The sequence below is a fragment of the Sphingomonas carotinifaciens genome (assembly GCF_009789535.1).
GTDB classification, from domain to species: domain Bacteria; phylum Pseudomonadota; class Alphaproteobacteria; order Sphingomonadales; family Sphingomonadaceae; genus Sphingomonas; species Sphingomonas carotinifaciens.
In genome coordinates this window covers 2,786,733-2,800,479 of the sequence record NZ_WSUT01000005.1, presented here as the reverse complement: position 1 = coordinate 2,800,479, position 13,747 = coordinate 2,786,733, and the positions used below count along the sequence as shown (strand labels likewise).

Here is a 13,747-nt window from a genome sequence, read left to right as displayed (position 1 = left end):
ATGTCGGTCGGCAAAGCCCCTTTTCCGGATGCCTGGCCGGACGCCTGGGACGCGTCCGCGCTGAGCGCGCGGGCGTCGCGGGCGCGGGTGCTTGCCGATGCCCGGCTGTCGGGCGCGACGACCGACCTGTTCCTGGACGATGCCGCGCGGCTGGACGATCGCACGCGCTGGATGCTGGGCCGCAGCCTGCGGGCCAATGTGGGTGCGATCGCGCAGGATCTGCGCCGTCACGCCGCACGGGTGCTGGCCGGGCGCGGTGCCACGGCGCTGGCCGAGACGCTGCTGGAAGCGCGCGACGATGTCGCCGAACGGTTGACGCGGGCGGGATTGCTGCGCGACCCGGCGTTGATGGATGAAATGATAGCGCGGGTGCGTGCGGACATGCTGGCCGATTCGCTGCCGACCGCGGTGGCGGGGCCGGATGCGCCCAGCCTGCTGGTCCGGCTGGCGGATGCGCCGGACGGGGTGATCGCGGCAGCCGCGCGGACGCTGCTGGCGGCGGAGAGCCGCCGGCGCACCGCGCTGGACGAGGCGACCGGGCGCAGCGACCTGCCCGCCGAACTGCACCACCGGCTGGTCTGGTGGGTGGCGGCGGCGGTGCGGCCGGGCGATGCCCCGGATATCGACCGGGCGATCGCCGAGGCGGCGGCGCGCAGCCTGGCGGCGCATGACGAGGGCGAGCGGCCGGAGGCGGCGGCGCTGCGGCTGGCGGTGGCGATCGACGCGCGGCCGGACGAGTTGCCCGACCTGTTGATCGAGGCGCTGGGCGACCGGCGGCTGGCGTTGTTCATGGCGCTGCTGGCGCATGCGCTGAACATCGAGATCGAGGAAGCGCGCGCGATGGTATTGGAGCCGGAGGGCGACCGGCTGTGGCTGGCGGCACGCGCGCTGGACCTGGACCGGCCGACGATCGCGCAGATCGCGCTGTCTTTGTCGGAGGCGGATGCACGGCGCGATATCGAGGCGCTGGCCGATCACCTGGATACGATCGTGGCGATCCCGCCCGAGGCGGCGCGCCACGCGCTGGGGCCGATCGGATTGCCGCGCGATTTTCGGGCAGCGATCGGCGCGATCGAGCGGGCGGCGGCATGATGGCACCGGGCGGCGACGGCGGGGCCCAGGCGGTGGCGCATGCGGTGATCGATGCCGAGGGCATCCTGATCTCGGCCGAGCCGGCGATCGATGCGCTGAACCGGCGGGCCGGCGGTGCGCTGGGCGAGCCGCTGGCGGTGCCGCAACTGGCGACGGTGGTGCGGCTGGCGCGGCGGCTGGGCATCGTGGTGTCGCGCAGCGTGACGGTGGCGGACGAGGATGCCGACATCACCCTGTGGCTGCGCGCCCAGCCCGAGGGCGGGCGGGTGCGACTGGCGGCGAGCGGCTGGCACGAGCAGCGGCCCTGGCGACCGGCAGACGATGGCGAAATGCAGGCCGCGCGTGCGGAGGCCGACTGGCGGTGGGAAACCGATGCCGGTCTGCGCCTGACCTTTTTGTCGCTGGACGCGGGGCCGCGATACGGTTTCGATGCGCTGGCGCTGCTCGGGCAGCCGCTGACCGCGTTGTTCACGCTGGAGGCCGATGGACAGGGCGACCTGCCGATCCTGGGTGCGCTGGCGCGGCGGCGGCCGCTGGATGGGCAGCGTGCGCGGCTGAAGACATCGGGGCGGTGCGTGCGGCTGTCGGCGGCGATCCACCGTGACGGGCAGGGCATGTTCGCCGGCTTTGTCGGCACCGCGCGGATGGACGAGGAGGGCGAACCCGCCGGCAGCGCACCGGTGGATGGCACGGCGCTGACCGCGACCTTTACCGCAGGGCTGGACCGGGCGCTGCGCACCCCGCTCGCGCGGATCGTGGCGAGTGCCGACAGCATCCAGGCGCAGACGGACGGGCCGATGCTGCACGACTATACCGACTATGCCGCCGATATCGCGACGGCGGGCCGGCACCTGCTGGGGCTGGTCGATCATCTGGTCGAATTGCAGGCGATCGAGCAGCCGGATTTCGCGCTCCGCCCCGAGCCGATCGACCTGGCGGATGTGGCGCGGCGCGCGGCGGGATTGCTGGCGGTGCGCGCCGATTCGGCGGGCGTGCGGATCGCGCGACCGGGGTTCGAGGCGAGCGGCCCGGCCTGGGGCGATTTCGGGCGGGTGTTGCAGATCCTGTTGAACCTGATCGGCAATGCACTGCGCTACTCCCCGCATGGCGAGGCGGTGACCGTGTCGGTCGGGCAAGGCGAGGGGTGCGTCTGCGTGCGCGTCGCGGACCGGGGCAAGGGGATCGCACCGGCCGACCAGATGCGCATCTTCGAAAAATTCGAGCGGGTCGATCCCAGCGAGCCGGGGGGCAACGGGCTGGGCCTGTATATCGCACGGCGCCTGGCCCGTGCGATGGGCGGCGACCTGACTGTGGAGAGCGCCGCCGGCGAGGGCGCGACCTTTACGCTGAGCCTGCCCGAACGGTGAGCGCGGGGGCGGCACGGGCGATCGGCCTTGCCGGCGTTGCCATCGCCTATTGGTTCATCGTCGCTGCGCTGTCGGGCGTGGGTGAACCCTGGGATGCGGCGCGTTACTGGTGGCTCTGGTATCCATTGTCGCTGGTGATCGCCGGTGTCGGCGGGCGCTTGCTGCGACGACGCGCATGGCGGGCCGGGGTGATCGTCACCTTTGCGCAAGTGCCGGTGATGGCGATCGGGGGTGCGGCCGGGCCGTTATGGGCGGTGGGTCTGCTGATGCTCGGCGTGCTGGCCTTGCCTGCCGTTATCGTTGCTTTGTTGGCGGGGCGGCTTTTGCGCTGACATCGAAGGTGCCACCGTTCGGACTGAGCGGCGTCGCAGTCCATGGGGCGGCGCGTGTGCTTCGACTTCGCTCAGCACGAACGAAGGTGGGGGAGGATGCGGTGCGCTTGATCTATCGGGCGGTCAGCGGCGCAGGCGGCGGGCGACCAGGATCAGCAGCAGGCCGATGACCGCGACGGCGGCGCCGCGGTCGGCCCAGGCGCGGTCGTCCAGCATCGTGCTGGACGCCGGCCAGGATATGTAGCCGAGGCCCTGGCCGATCCAGAGCGCACCGATCAGCGCCACCAGGACGCCGAGCGCGATCAGGATCGGACGGAGCCTCGGCATCGGCTCAGCGCTGGCCGACGGGGACGTAGCTGCGCTGCGTCGGGCCGGTGTAGAGCTGGCGCGGACGGCCGATCTTCTGGTCCGGATCGGTGATCATCTCGTTCCACTGCGCGACCCAGCCGACGGTGCGGGCGAGCGCGAAGAGCACGGTGAACATCTCGGTCGGGAAGCCGATCGCCGACAGGATCACGCCCGAATAGAAGTCGACGTTCGGGAACAACTTCTTTTCGACGAAGTAATCGTCCGACAGCGCGATCTCTTCGAGGCGCAGCGCGGTTTCGAACAGCGGATCGTTGACCTTGAGCGCGTCGAACACCTCGCGCACCGTCTTCTGCATGACGGTCGCGCGCGGATCATAGTTCTTGTAGACGCGGTGGCCGAAGCCCATCAGGCGGAACGGATCGTTCTTGTCCTTGGCGCGGGCGATGAATTCCGGAATGCGATCGGGGGTGCCGATCTCGCGCAGCATGTTGAGTGCCGCCTCGTTGGCGCCGCCATGCGCCGGGCCCCACAGGCAGGCGATGCCGGCCGCGATGCACGCGAACGGGTTGGCGCCCGACGAACCCGCCAGACGCACGGTCGAGGTCGACGCGTTCTGTTCGTGATCGGCGTGGAGGATGAAGATACGGTCCATCGCACGCTCGACCGCCGGGTTCACCTCATAGGGCTCGGCCGGCACGCCAAAGGTCATGCGCAGGAAGTTGCCGGTATAGGACAGCGAGTTGTCCGGATACTGGAAGGGCTGGCCGACGCTGTACTTGTAGGCCATCGCCGCGATCGTCGGCATCTTGGCGATCAGGCGGTGCGACGCGATGGTGCGCTGTACCGGATCATGGATGTCGGTCGAGTCGTGGTAGAAGGCGCTGAGCGCGCCGACGACGCCGCACAGGATCGCCATCGGATGCGCGTCGCGGCGGAAGCCGCGGAAGAAGTTCGCCAGCTGCTCATGCACCATGGTGTGGCGCGTGATCGTGTTGGTGAAGGTCGACAGGTCCGACGAGGACGGCAGTTCGCCGTTCAGCAGGAGATAGGCGACTTCCATGAAGCTGGAATGTTCGGCCAGTTCGCCGATCGGATAGCCGCGGTGCAGCAGAACGCCTTCATCACCGTCGATATAGGTCAGCTTCGACTGGCACGAGGCGGTCGAGGTGAAGCCCGGATCATAGGTGAAGGCGCCCGACTGGCCATAGAATTTCCGGATGTCGACCACGTCGGGGCCGACCGAGCCCGACAGGACCGGATATTCGAGATCGTTGCCGCCGAGGTTGATTTTCGCGGTGTCGGTCATGCAGTAATGTCCTTCCTCTCTGCGGTCGTCTGGTCGGCGATCCGCCCCAGGCTCTCGGTCCGGCCCAACAGGACCAGCACGTCGTAGATGCCCGGCGACGTCTTGCGACCGGTGAGTGCGGCGCGAAGCGGCTGTGCGACCTGGCCCAGCTTTTGCTGCCGGGTCTCTGCCACCTGCCGTACCGCGCCTTCTAGCGTCTCCGTATCCCAGTTGTGCACCGCGTCAAGCGCGGCGTGCACCGCGGCAAGCGTCTCGCGTCCCTTGTCGTCGAGCAGGGCGGCGGCGGCATCGTCCAGCGTCAGCGGGCGCTGGCGGAACAGGAAAGCGGCGCCGTCCGCCAGTTCGCCGAGGTTGGCGGCGCGGGGTTTGAGCGACGGCATGGCGCGGGTGAGCAGCGCGACATCGGCCGAATCACCGATGCGGCCTGCGACGAGACGTGCCAGGGCTGCGTCGTCCGCCTCGCGGATATAGTGGCCGTTCAGATTTTCGAGCTTCTTCAGGTCGAAACGCGACGGCGCCTTGCCGACGGCGGCGAGGTCGAACCACTGGATCGCCTCTTCGCGGGTGATGATCTCGGCATCACCGTGACCCCATCCGAGGCGCAGGAGATAGTTGTCGAGCGCTTCCGGCAGGATGCCCATCTCGTCGCGATAGGCCTCGATCCCGACCGCGCCGTGGCGCTTGGACAGCTTGGCGCCGTCTGATCCGTGGATCAGCGGGATATGCGCATAGATCGGCTCGGGCCAGCCATTGGCCTTGTAGATCGGCAGCTGGCGGAAGGCGTTGTTCAGATGGTCGTCGCCGCGGATGACATGGGTGACGCCCATGTCGTGATCGTCCACCACCACGGCGAGCATATAGGTCGGCGTACCGTCCGAGCGGAGCAGGATGAGATCGTCCAGCTCGGCATTCTGGACGGTGACGCTGCCCTGTACGCGGTCGGCGATCGTGGTCGCGCCCTCACGCGGGGCACGCAGACGGACGACGAAGGGCTGGTCGGCCGGTGCGGTCGCGGGATCGGCATCGCGCCAGGGCGAGCGGATGCGCAGCGGCTGCTTGGCGGCCTGCGCCGCCTCGCGCTGCGCGGTGATCTCTTCGGCGGTCATGTAGCAGCGATAGGCATGGCCGTTCGCCACCATCTGGTGCGCGACCTCCGCGTGGCGGGCGCTGCGGGCGAACTGGAACACGGCATCGCCGTCCCAGTCCAGGCCCAGCCAGCGCATCCCCTCCAGAATCGCGTCGATCGCAGGCTGCGTCGAGCGGGCCCGATCGGTGTCCTCGATCCGCAGGAGGAACTTGCCGCCATTCGCCTTGGCGAACAGCCAGTTGAACAGCGCGGTGCGCGCGCCGCCTAGGTGCAGGAACCCCGTCGGCGACGGGGCGAAGCGGGTGACGACGTTTGCGTCGCGGTGGGGCGCAGGTGCTGCGCCGGTATCGGTGGTTGCGCCCAAGCGCGCTTGCTCCCAAGCTGGATGATCCATGGCCAGTTCAGCCGCCGCCGCCCCTAGCATGTCGCTCCCCCGGCGCCAAATACCGGGATCAGGTGCCGTGGAACGGTGGCTGGAGGCGGAGCGCGACCAACTGGCGCTGTGGGTGCCGGTGATGGCAGGGCTTGGCGTCGCGCTGTGGTTCGTGCTGCCGGACCCGCCGGGCTGGGCGGGGGTGATGCTGGGTGCGGGCGGCGTGGCCGCGGTGGCGCTGGCGATGGCCGGGGGCGGACGGCTCGCGCGGGCGATCGGCATGGCCGGGCTGATGATCGCGCTTGGGCTGGGATGGATATGGTGGCGCGCCGATCGGGTGGCGGCGCCGGTGCTAATGCGGCCGGTGGTGGCGGCATTCACCGCGCGGGTCGAGCGGGTCGAACCGCTGCCGGCGCGGGAGCTGGTACGCCTGACGCTGCGGGTCGTACATGGCGGGGGCCTGCCGCCGCGGGTGCGGGTGAACGTCACGGAGCGCGACGCGCCTGCCGATCTTGGCGGGGCGAAGGTCGTGCGGTTGCGGGCACGGCTGATGCCGCCGCCGGACCCGGCGGTGCCGGGCGCCTATGATGCGGCGCGGGCGGCATGGTTCAATGGCATCGGCGCGATGGGGCGCAGTCTAGGCCCGGTTCTGGTCGAGGAGCGCGATCCGGCGGCCGGGCGGGTGCGGGCGCGACTGTCCGCGCATATCATCAGCCGGTTGCCGGGAAGCGCGGGTGGCATTGCGGCGGCTTTGGCGACGGGGGATGTGGGGGCGATCGCGGAGCCGGATGCGGAGGCAATGCGCAGGGCGGGGCTGGCGCATCTGTTGTCGGTGAGTGGGCTGCACATCACCGCGGCGGTGGGGATCGCGATGGTGGTGACGATGCGGCTGCTGGCATTGTGGCCATGGGTCGCGTTGCGCATCAGATTGCCGGTGGTGGCGGGGCTGGTGGGGGCCGGAGCGGCGATCGGCTATACGTGGCTGACCGGGGCGGAGGTGCCGACGATCCGGTCGTGCGTGGCGGCGCTGCTGGTGCTGGCGGCGCTGGCGATCGGGCGCGAGGCGATGACGCTGCGGCTGGTGGCGGCGGGGGCGATGGTGGTGCTGGCCGGCTGGCCCGAGTCGCTGGCGGGGGCGAGTTTCCAGCTGTCCTTTGCAGCGATCACGGCGCTGGTGGCGCTGCACGAGCATCCGGCGGTGCGGGCGTGGAGCCTGCCCCGGGAGACGCGGGGCGGTCGGATGGTGCAGGGCGCGGCGATGCTGCTGCTGACCGGGCTGGTGGTGGAGGCGGCGTTGCTGCCGATCGCGGCCTATCATTTCCATAAGGCGGGGCTTTACGGGGCGCTGGCCAATATCGTGGCGATCCCCTGGACGACGTTCGTGGTGATGCCGCTGGAGGCGGGGGCGTTGCTGCTCGACACGGTCGGGCTGGGGGCGCCGCTCTGGTGGCTGGTGGGGCAGGCCCTGGCGCTGTTGCTGGCGCTGGCGCATCTGGTGGCGGGGTGGCCCGGCGCAGTGGCGGCGGTGCCCGTGATGCCCGACGGCGCCTTTGCGTTGATCGTCGGCGGCGGCCTGTGGCTGGCCCTGTGGCGGACGCGGGTGCGACGGGGCGGGCTGGTGCCGATCGCGATCGGGTTGGGCTGGGCGCTGTTGACGCCGGCGCCGGACGTGATCGTGACCGGGGACGGGCGGCATGTCGCGGTGCGGACGGCGGCGGGGCTAGCGCTGCTGCGCGACCGGACGGGGGATTATGTCAGCGACGTGATGGCCGGGGCGGGCGGGGTCGACGGCGTGCCGCTGATGCTGTCCGAACAGCCCGATGCGCGGTGCAGTCGCGACCTGTGCCTGGTCGATGTGGCGGGACGGCGGGTGCTGGCGACGCGCAGCGCCTACCGCGTGCCCTGGGCCGAATTGGTCGCGGCGTGCAGGGCGGCGGATATCGTGGTGAGCGAGCGCGCCCTGCCGCGAGGATGCCGGCCGCGCTGGTTGCGGCTGGATCGGGCAACGCTGCGCGAAACGGGCGGGGTGGCGGTGGCGCTGGGCGACGGGTCGCTTCGCACCGTCCGCCGACCGGGCGACCGGCATCCGTGGAGGATGGCCGGCCGCTAAAGGCGTGTCAGGCGTCGACGCGTTCGCGGTGATTGGGTTCGAAACCGTCGGTCGCCAGCGCGACGATGCGGGCGGCGACGGTTTCCGGCGGCTTGACGGACGCAGGGTCCTCACCCGGATAGGCGCGGGCGCGCATCTTGGTACGGGTGGCGCCAGGGTCGACGATGGCGACACGAACCTGGCTGATCTCCGCCATTTCGTCACCATAGGCGCCGAGCAGCGTGTCGAACGCCGCCTTCGATGCGCCGTAAGCGCCCCAATAGGCGCGCGGGTTGCGGCCCACCGACGAAGTGACGCCGATGACGCGCGCGGCCTTGGACCGGCGCAGCATCGGATCGAAGGCGGCGATCATCGCGGCCTGCGCGCTGACGTTGAGGGTCAGCACCTGCGCCAGTTCGCGCGGATCGATGGCGGGCACCGCGGCGAGCGATCCCAGCGTGCCGGCGTTCAGCACCAGCGTGTCGAGCGCCTGCCAGCGGTCACCGATCGCCCCGGCAAGCCGGGCGATGGCGTCCGTTTCGGTCATGTCGAGCGGAGCGATGGTGGCGGAGCCGCCGGCGTTGAAGATCGTTTCCTCGACCTCCTCCAGCCCCTTGGCGGTGCGGGCGGTGAGCACGACATGCGCGCCTTGCGCCCCCAGGGCGATCGCGGTGGCGGCACCGATGCCGCGGCTGGCGCCGGTGACCAGCGCCAGCGTGCCGGAAAGCGGACCCGGCATCAGACGACGCGCTCCGCAAGCATCTGGAACTGATCGACGGTGGCGCTTTCGTCATAATCGGTCAGCGTCGTCGGATAGGCGCCGGTGAAGCAGGCATCGCAATATTTCGGGCGGATATCGGCGCGGCGCGCCTCGCCCAATGCCTTGTAGAGACCGTCGATCGACACAAAGGCCAGGCTGTCGGCATGGATGAAGTCGGTCATGCCGCCAAGATCGTGCTGTGCCGCCAGCAGCTTGGCGCGCTCCGGCGTGTCGACGCCGTAGAAGCAGCTATGCCGGGTCGGCGGGCTGGCGATGCGCATGTGCACCTCCGCCGCGCCCGCTTCGCGCATCATCTGCACGATCTTCAGGCTGGTGGTGCCGCGCACGATCGAGTCGTCGATCAGCACGATGCGCTTGCCCTGGATCAGCGCGCGATTGGCATTGTGCTTCAGCTTGACGCCGAGGTGGCGCACCTTGTCGCCCGGCTGGATGAAGGTGCGACCCACATAATGCGAGCGGATGATGCCGAGTTCGAACGGGATGCCGGACTGCTGCGCATAGCCGATCGCGGCGGGCACGCCCGAATCGGGGACCGGGATGACCAGATCAGCCTCCACCGGCGCTTCGATCGCGAGTTGCGCGCCGATGCCCTTGCGCACCGAATAGATCGAATGATCGTCGACGATGGAATCGGGGCGCGAGAAATAGACCCATTCGAAGATGCAAGGGCGCGGCGCCACCGCCTGGAACGGGCGGATCGAGCGGATCTCTGTGCCCTGGACGATGACCAGCTCGCCCGGATCGACTGCGCGCTCGAAGGTCGCGCCGCACACGTCGAGCGCGACCGTCTCGGAGGCGAAGATCACCGCATCGTCCAGCCGGCCCATGACGAGCGGGCGGATGCCGAGCGGATCGCGGCAGGCGATCATCCCCTCGGGCGTGGTGACGATCAGCGAGTAAGCACCCTCCACCTGCTTCAGCGCGTCGATGAAGCGATCGAGCAGCGTGCGGTAGTTGGAGGTGGCGACGAGGTGGATGATCGTCTCGGTATCGCTGGTCGACTGAAAGATCGAACCGCGGCGGACGAGTTCGCGACGCAGCTTCATCGCGTTGGAGATATTGCCGTTATGCGCGACCGCGAAACCGCCGGTCGACAGATCGGCATAAAGCGGCTGGACATTGCGCAGCGCGGTCTCGCCCGTGGTCGAATAGCGGACATGGCCGACCGCCACGTCACCGGGCAGCGCGCGGATCACGTCGTCGCGGTCAAAATTGCCGGCGACATGGCCCATCGCGCGGTGCGTATGGAACAGATGGCCGTCGAAGCTGGTGATGCCGGCGGCCTCCTGGCCGCGGTGCTGGAGCGCGTGCAGGCCGAGCGCGACCAGCGCGGCGGCGCCGGAACTGCCGGACACGCCGAAGATGCCGCACTCCTCGCGGAGTTTGTCGTCGTCGAAGGGATGGGTGGTCAGCATGGAAGGGGAGGCTCACACGTTGCTGGCGGGGCTGGCGGGCATATAGGAGCGGCGATCGGGTTTGTCGCCTGTTTGTCATGTCGGGGCTGGAGCATTTTACCGCTTCGGGCGTTTCGGGCGCCTGACGGGAGGGTCAAAGGCATGGCGCGCGATCACGGCAAGCAGATCAAGGACGACACGCTTTACGAGGACCTGCGCAAGGGCGGGGCGTCCAAGGAGAAGGCGGCGCGGATCGCCAATGCCAAGGCCAAGGGCTCGCTGGAGCATCGCGGCACGCAGCTCGAGGACCGAAGCAAGGCCGACCTGCTGGCGGAGGCACGCAAGATCGGGATCGAGGGGCGATCCAAGATGGACAAGGCCGGGCTGGTGAAGGCGATCCGCGACCACGGCTGACCGGCGGCGTTTTCGCGAACGCCGTGACCTGCTAGACGGCGCGCCATGGCTGATCCACGCGACACCGGGCTGACGCTCGACCCCAAATATGACGCCAACGGATTGTTGACCGCGGTGGTGACCGATGCCGCCTCGGGCGGGTTGCTGATGGTGGCCCATATGAACGCCGAAGCCTTTGCCGCGACGCAGGCGACGGGTGAGGCGCATTTCTGGTCGCGCAGTCGCGGGCGGCTGTGGAAGAAGGGCGAAACGTCGGGGCACGTGCTGCGCGTGACCGAGATGCGGATCGATTGCGATCAGGACGCGCTGTGGCTGATCTGCGAGCCGGCGGGACCGGTATGCCATACGGGGGCGACGAGTTGCTTCTACCGCCGCGTCGAGGGAGACCGGCTGGCGCCCGCCGCATGAGGTGGATCGCCGGTGCGGCGCTGTTGCTGGCAAGTTGCGGATCGCCGGGTGCCGGGAACAAGGGCGGCGACGACGACCCTGCGGGCGCGCGGCTGGAAAAGGCGGCGATCGCGGCGGGGCTGGTGATCGATCCGGAAAGCACCTCGCTTCAGGGAAGCTGGGCGCGCGACGACGACCGGATGTGCATCGTGCCGGGCGAGGAGGCCGAGGCGGATCGGATCGGCATCCTGCTGGATTATGGACCGGGCAACGGGTGCAGCGCGGCCGGCACCGTGCGCCGGCGACGAAGCGGCGATCTGGCGGTGACGCTCGGGACTTGCCGGTTCGATGCGCAGTTCGATGGCGAGCGGATCGTCTTTCCCGCCGAACTGCCCGAGCCTTGCGCCGCCTTGTGCACCGGACGGGCGACATTGGCGGCGATGTCGGTGGAGCGGCTGAGCGCGTCGGTGGCGGAGGCGCGGACGCTGCGCGCCGCCGATCAGGCGCCACTCTGCGGTGCTGATGGTTGACGTTGACGTAAAGGGCAGGTAGCGTCGCCGGCATGTCCAGTGCCGCCTATGCCCTGATCCCGTCGCCCAGCGACCGGGAGCATCACACCATATCCGACCTGTCGGACGAGTTCGGGGTGACCGCGCGGGCGCTGCGTTTCTACGAGGACGAAGGACTGATCGCGCCGGAGCGACGCGGCACCCAGCGCATCTATTCGCACCGGGATCGCGCGCGGCTGGCGTGGATCCTGCGCGGCAAGCGGGTCGGGTTCAGCCTGGCGGAAATCCGCGAGATGATCGACCTGTACGATCTGGGCGACGGGCGGCGGGTGCAGCGGCAGGTGTCGATCGAGCGGTGCCTGGGGCGGATCGACCTGCTGGAAGCGCAGAAGCGCGACATCGACGCGGCGATCGCGGAGTTGAGAGACTTTGTCGCGGTGGTCGAGGCAGCTCAGGTCCACGACAGCAACGACAACGAAAAACAAGCCTGAAGGAGCAAGAGGATGCCCCAGTACACGCCACCCGTGCGCGATACGCGCTTCGTGCTCGACCATGTGATCGGGCTGCAACAACATGCCAATCTGCCGGGGTTCGAGACGGCGTCGCCCGATGTGGTGGAGGCGGTGCTGGAGGAAGGCGGCCGCTTCGTGGCGGAGGTGCTTTTCCCGCTGAACCAGGTCGGCGACCGGCAGGGCTGCACGCGTCATGACGACGGATCGGTGACGACGCCGGAAGGCTTCAAGGACGCGTATCGCCAATATGTCGAGAGCGGCTGGGCGACGCTGGGCAATCAGCCCGAACATGGCGGGCAGGGGATGCCGCACAGCATTTCCGTGGCGTTCCAAGAATATCTGATCTCCGCCAACATGGCGTTCGCCATGTATCCGGGGCTGACCCACGGGGCGATCGCGGCGCTGGTCGCCAAGGGAAGCCCCGAGCAGCAGGCGATGTACGTGCCCAAGATGGTGTCGGGCGAATGGTCCGGCACGATGAACCTGACCGAGCCGCAATGCGGCACCGACCTGGGGCTGATCCGCACGCGCGCCGAGCCGAATGCGGATGGCTCCTATGCGATCACCGGCACCAAGATCTTCATCTCGGCGGGCGAGCATGACCTGACCGACAACATCATCCATCTGGTGCTGGCCAAGACGCCGGGCGCGCCGGACAGCTCCAAGGGCATCTCGCTGTTCGTGGTGCCCAAGGTGCTGGTGAACGACGACGGATCGCTGGGCGCCCGCAACGCCGTCACCTGCGGCTCGATCGAGCACAAGATGGGCATCCACGGCAATTCGACCTGCGTGATGAACTATGACGGGGCGACGGGCTGGCTGGTCGGCGAGGAGAATAAGGGGCTGGCCGCGATGTTCATCATGATGAATGCGGCACGGCTGGGCGTGGGGTTGCAGGGGCTGGGCGTGGCCGAGGTCGCGTATCAGAACGCGGTGCATTATGCGCGCGACCGGCGGCAGGGGCGCGCGTTGACCGGCGCGGCCGAGCCGGACGAAAAGGCCGATACGCTGTTCGTCCATCCCGACGTGCGCCGCATGCTGATGGAGGGCAAGGCATGGACCGAGGGGCTGCGCGCGCTGTGCCTGTGGGCCGCGCTGCAAGCCGATCTGGAGCATGCCGCGCCCGACGAGGCGGACCGCGAGCGCGCGGCGGACCTGATCGGGCTGCTCACTCCGGTGATCAAGGGGGTGGGCACCGACAAGGGCTATGAGGTCGCGACCAACGCGCAGCAGGTCTACGGCGGACATGGCTACATCGCCGAATGGGGGATGGAGCAATATGTGCGCGATGCCCGGATCGCGATGATCTACGAGGGCACCAACGGCGTACAGGCGATGGACTTGGTCGGTCGCAAGCTGGCGCAGAAGAATGGCCGCGCGGTGCAGGCGTTCTTCCAGATGGTGGCAACCGAGGTCGCGGAGGCCAAAGGCGACGCGGCGGCGGCGGATCTGGCCGGGCGGCTGGAGAAGGCGCTGGGCGAGTTGCAGGCGGCGACGATGTGGTTCGTCGGACACGGCCTGAAGAACCCCAATCATGTCGGGGCGGGCGCGGTCGCCTATATGCACCTGATGGGGCTGGTCGCGGTCGGCCTGATGTGGCTGCGCATGGCGCGCGCCGCCGCGCGGTTGAAGGCGGCGGGCGAAGGGGACGCAGGCTTTCTGGAGGCCAAGCTGGTGACGGCGCGGTTCTTTGGCGAGCGGATGCTGCCCGATGCGGGCGCGCTGCGCCGCAAGATCGAGGGCGGGGCGGACAGCCTGATGGCGTTGCCCGAGGACGCGTTCCTGGCGGCGTAGA

14 protein-coding genes are annotated in these 13,747 nt (G+C 69.3%); 9 read left to right on the top strand and 5 right to left on the bottom strand.

What is annotated here, in order from left to right:
• The 3 genes from GQR91_RS15015 to GQR91_RS15005 are packed head-to-tail and all read left to right on the top strand — an operon-like array spanning position 1 to position 2,791.
• Entirely contained in the window at positions 1–1,092 is a 1,092-nt protein-coding gene (locus GQR91_RS15015; RefSeq protein ID WP_149683265.1) for a DUF2336 domain-containing protein, read from the top strand.
• Complete coding sequence (locus GQR91_RS15010; protein ID WP_235904143.1) at positions 1,089–2,459, top strand: sensor histidine kinase; 1,371 nt, start codon at positions 1,089–1,091, stop codon at positions 2,457–2,459. Before GQR91_RS15015 ends, GQR91_RS15010 begins: the two co-directional genes overlap by 4 nt.
• Entirely contained in the window at positions 2,456–2,791 is a 336-nt protein-coding gene (locus tag GQR91_RS15005) for a hypothetical protein (protein ID WP_149683264.1), read from the top strand. Before GQR91_RS15010 ends, GQR91_RS15005 begins: the two co-directional genes overlap by 4 nt.
• Positions 2,792–2,914: 123 nt before the next feature.
• On the opposite strand, the gene GQR91_RS15000 is transcribed toward GQR91_RS15005, so the two are convergent.
• The 3 genes from GQR91_RS15000 to gltX are packed head-to-tail and all read right to left on the bottom strand — an operon-like array spanning position 2,915 to position 5,857.
• Positions 2,915–3,118 carry a hypothetical protein gene (locus tag GQR91_RS15000; protein WP_112382822.1) on the bottom strand — a complete coding sequence of 68 codons (204 nt, stop codon included), beginning with the start codon at positions 3,116–3,118 and terminating at the stop codon, positions 2,915–2,917.
• A gap of 4 nt (positions 3,119–3,122) precedes the next feature.
• On the bottom strand, positions 3,123–4,406 hold the full coding sequence (locus GQR91_RS14995) for a citrate synthase (RefSeq protein WP_112382823.1): 1,284 nt from the start codon (positions 4,404–4,406) through the stop codon (positions 3,123–3,125).
• Positions 4,403–5,857, bottom strand: a complete 1,455-nt coding sequence (gltX, locus tag GQR91_RS14990; RefSeq protein WP_235904142.1) for a glutamate--tRNA ligase — start codon at positions 5,855–5,857, stop codon at positions 4,403–4,405. Before gltX ends, GQR91_RS14995 begins: the two co-directional genes overlap by 4 nt.
• A gap of 58 nt (positions 5,858–5,915) precedes the next feature.
• Here gltX and GQR91_RS14985 point away from each other — a divergent pair, with 58 nt between their 5' ends.
• Positions 5,916–7,976 (top strand): ComEC/Rec2 family competence protein, encoded by a 2,061-nt coding sequence (locus tag GQR91_RS14985; protein ID WP_174236663.1) that lies wholly within the window; start codon positions 5,916–5,918, stop codon positions 7,974–7,976.
• A 7-nt stretch (positions 7,977–7,983) separates the two neighbouring features.
• Here GQR91_RS14985 and GQR91_RS14980 read toward each other — a convergent pair whose 3' ends face one another.
• On the bottom strand, positions 7,984–8,694 hold the full coding sequence (locus GQR91_RS14980; protein ID WP_149683261.1) for an SDR family NAD(P)-dependent oxidoreductase: 711 nt from the start codon (positions 8,692–8,694) through the stop codon (positions 7,984–7,986).
• Positions 8,694–10,151: an amidophosphoribosyltransferase gene (purF, locus tag GQR91_RS14975; protein WP_112382827.1), complete on the bottom strand. Its 1,458-nt coding sequence runs from the start codon at positions 10,149–10,151 to the stop codon at positions 8,694–8,696. Before purF ends, GQR91_RS14980 begins: the two co-directional genes overlap by 1 nt.
• Positions 10,152–10,292: 141 nt before the next feature.
• Here purF and GQR91_RS14970 point away from each other — a divergent pair, with 141 nt between their 5' ends.
• Genes GQR91_RS14970 through GQR91_RS14950 form a run of 5 tightly spaced genes read left to right on the top strand, consistent with a single transcriptional unit; the run spans position 10,293 to position 13,746 of the window.
• Positions 10,293–10,544: a DUF7218 family protein gene (locus tag GQR91_RS14970; protein ID WP_149683260.1), complete on the top strand. Its 252-nt coding sequence runs from the start codon at positions 10,293–10,295 to the stop codon at positions 10,542–10,544.
• 45 nt (positions 10,545–10,589) lie between these two features.
• On the top strand, positions 10,590–10,952 hold the full coding sequence (gene hisI, locus GQR91_RS14965) for a phosphoribosyl-AMP cyclohydrolase (protein ID WP_149683259.1): 363 nt from the start codon (positions 10,590–10,592) through the stop codon (positions 10,950–10,952).
• Entirely contained in the window at positions 10,949–11,461 is a 513-nt protein-coding gene (locus GQR91_RS14960; protein WP_149683258.1) for a hypothetical protein, read from the top strand. Before hisI ends, GQR91_RS14960 begins: the two co-directional genes overlap by 4 nt.
• Before the next feature lie 32 nt (positions 11,462–11,493).
• Positions 11,494–11,931 carry a MerR family transcriptional regulator gene (locus GQR91_RS14955; RefSeq protein ID WP_112382831.1) on the top strand — a complete coding sequence of 146 codons (438 nt, stop codon included), beginning with the start codon at positions 11,494–11,496 and terminating at the stop codon, positions 11,929–11,931.
• A gap of 12 nt (positions 11,932–11,943) precedes the next feature.
• Entirely contained in the window at positions 11,944–13,746 is a 1,803-nt protein-coding gene (locus GQR91_RS14950) for an acyl-CoA dehydrogenase C-terminal domain-containing protein (RefSeq protein WP_149683257.1), read from the top strand.
• Position 13,747: the final 1 nt, after the last annotated feature.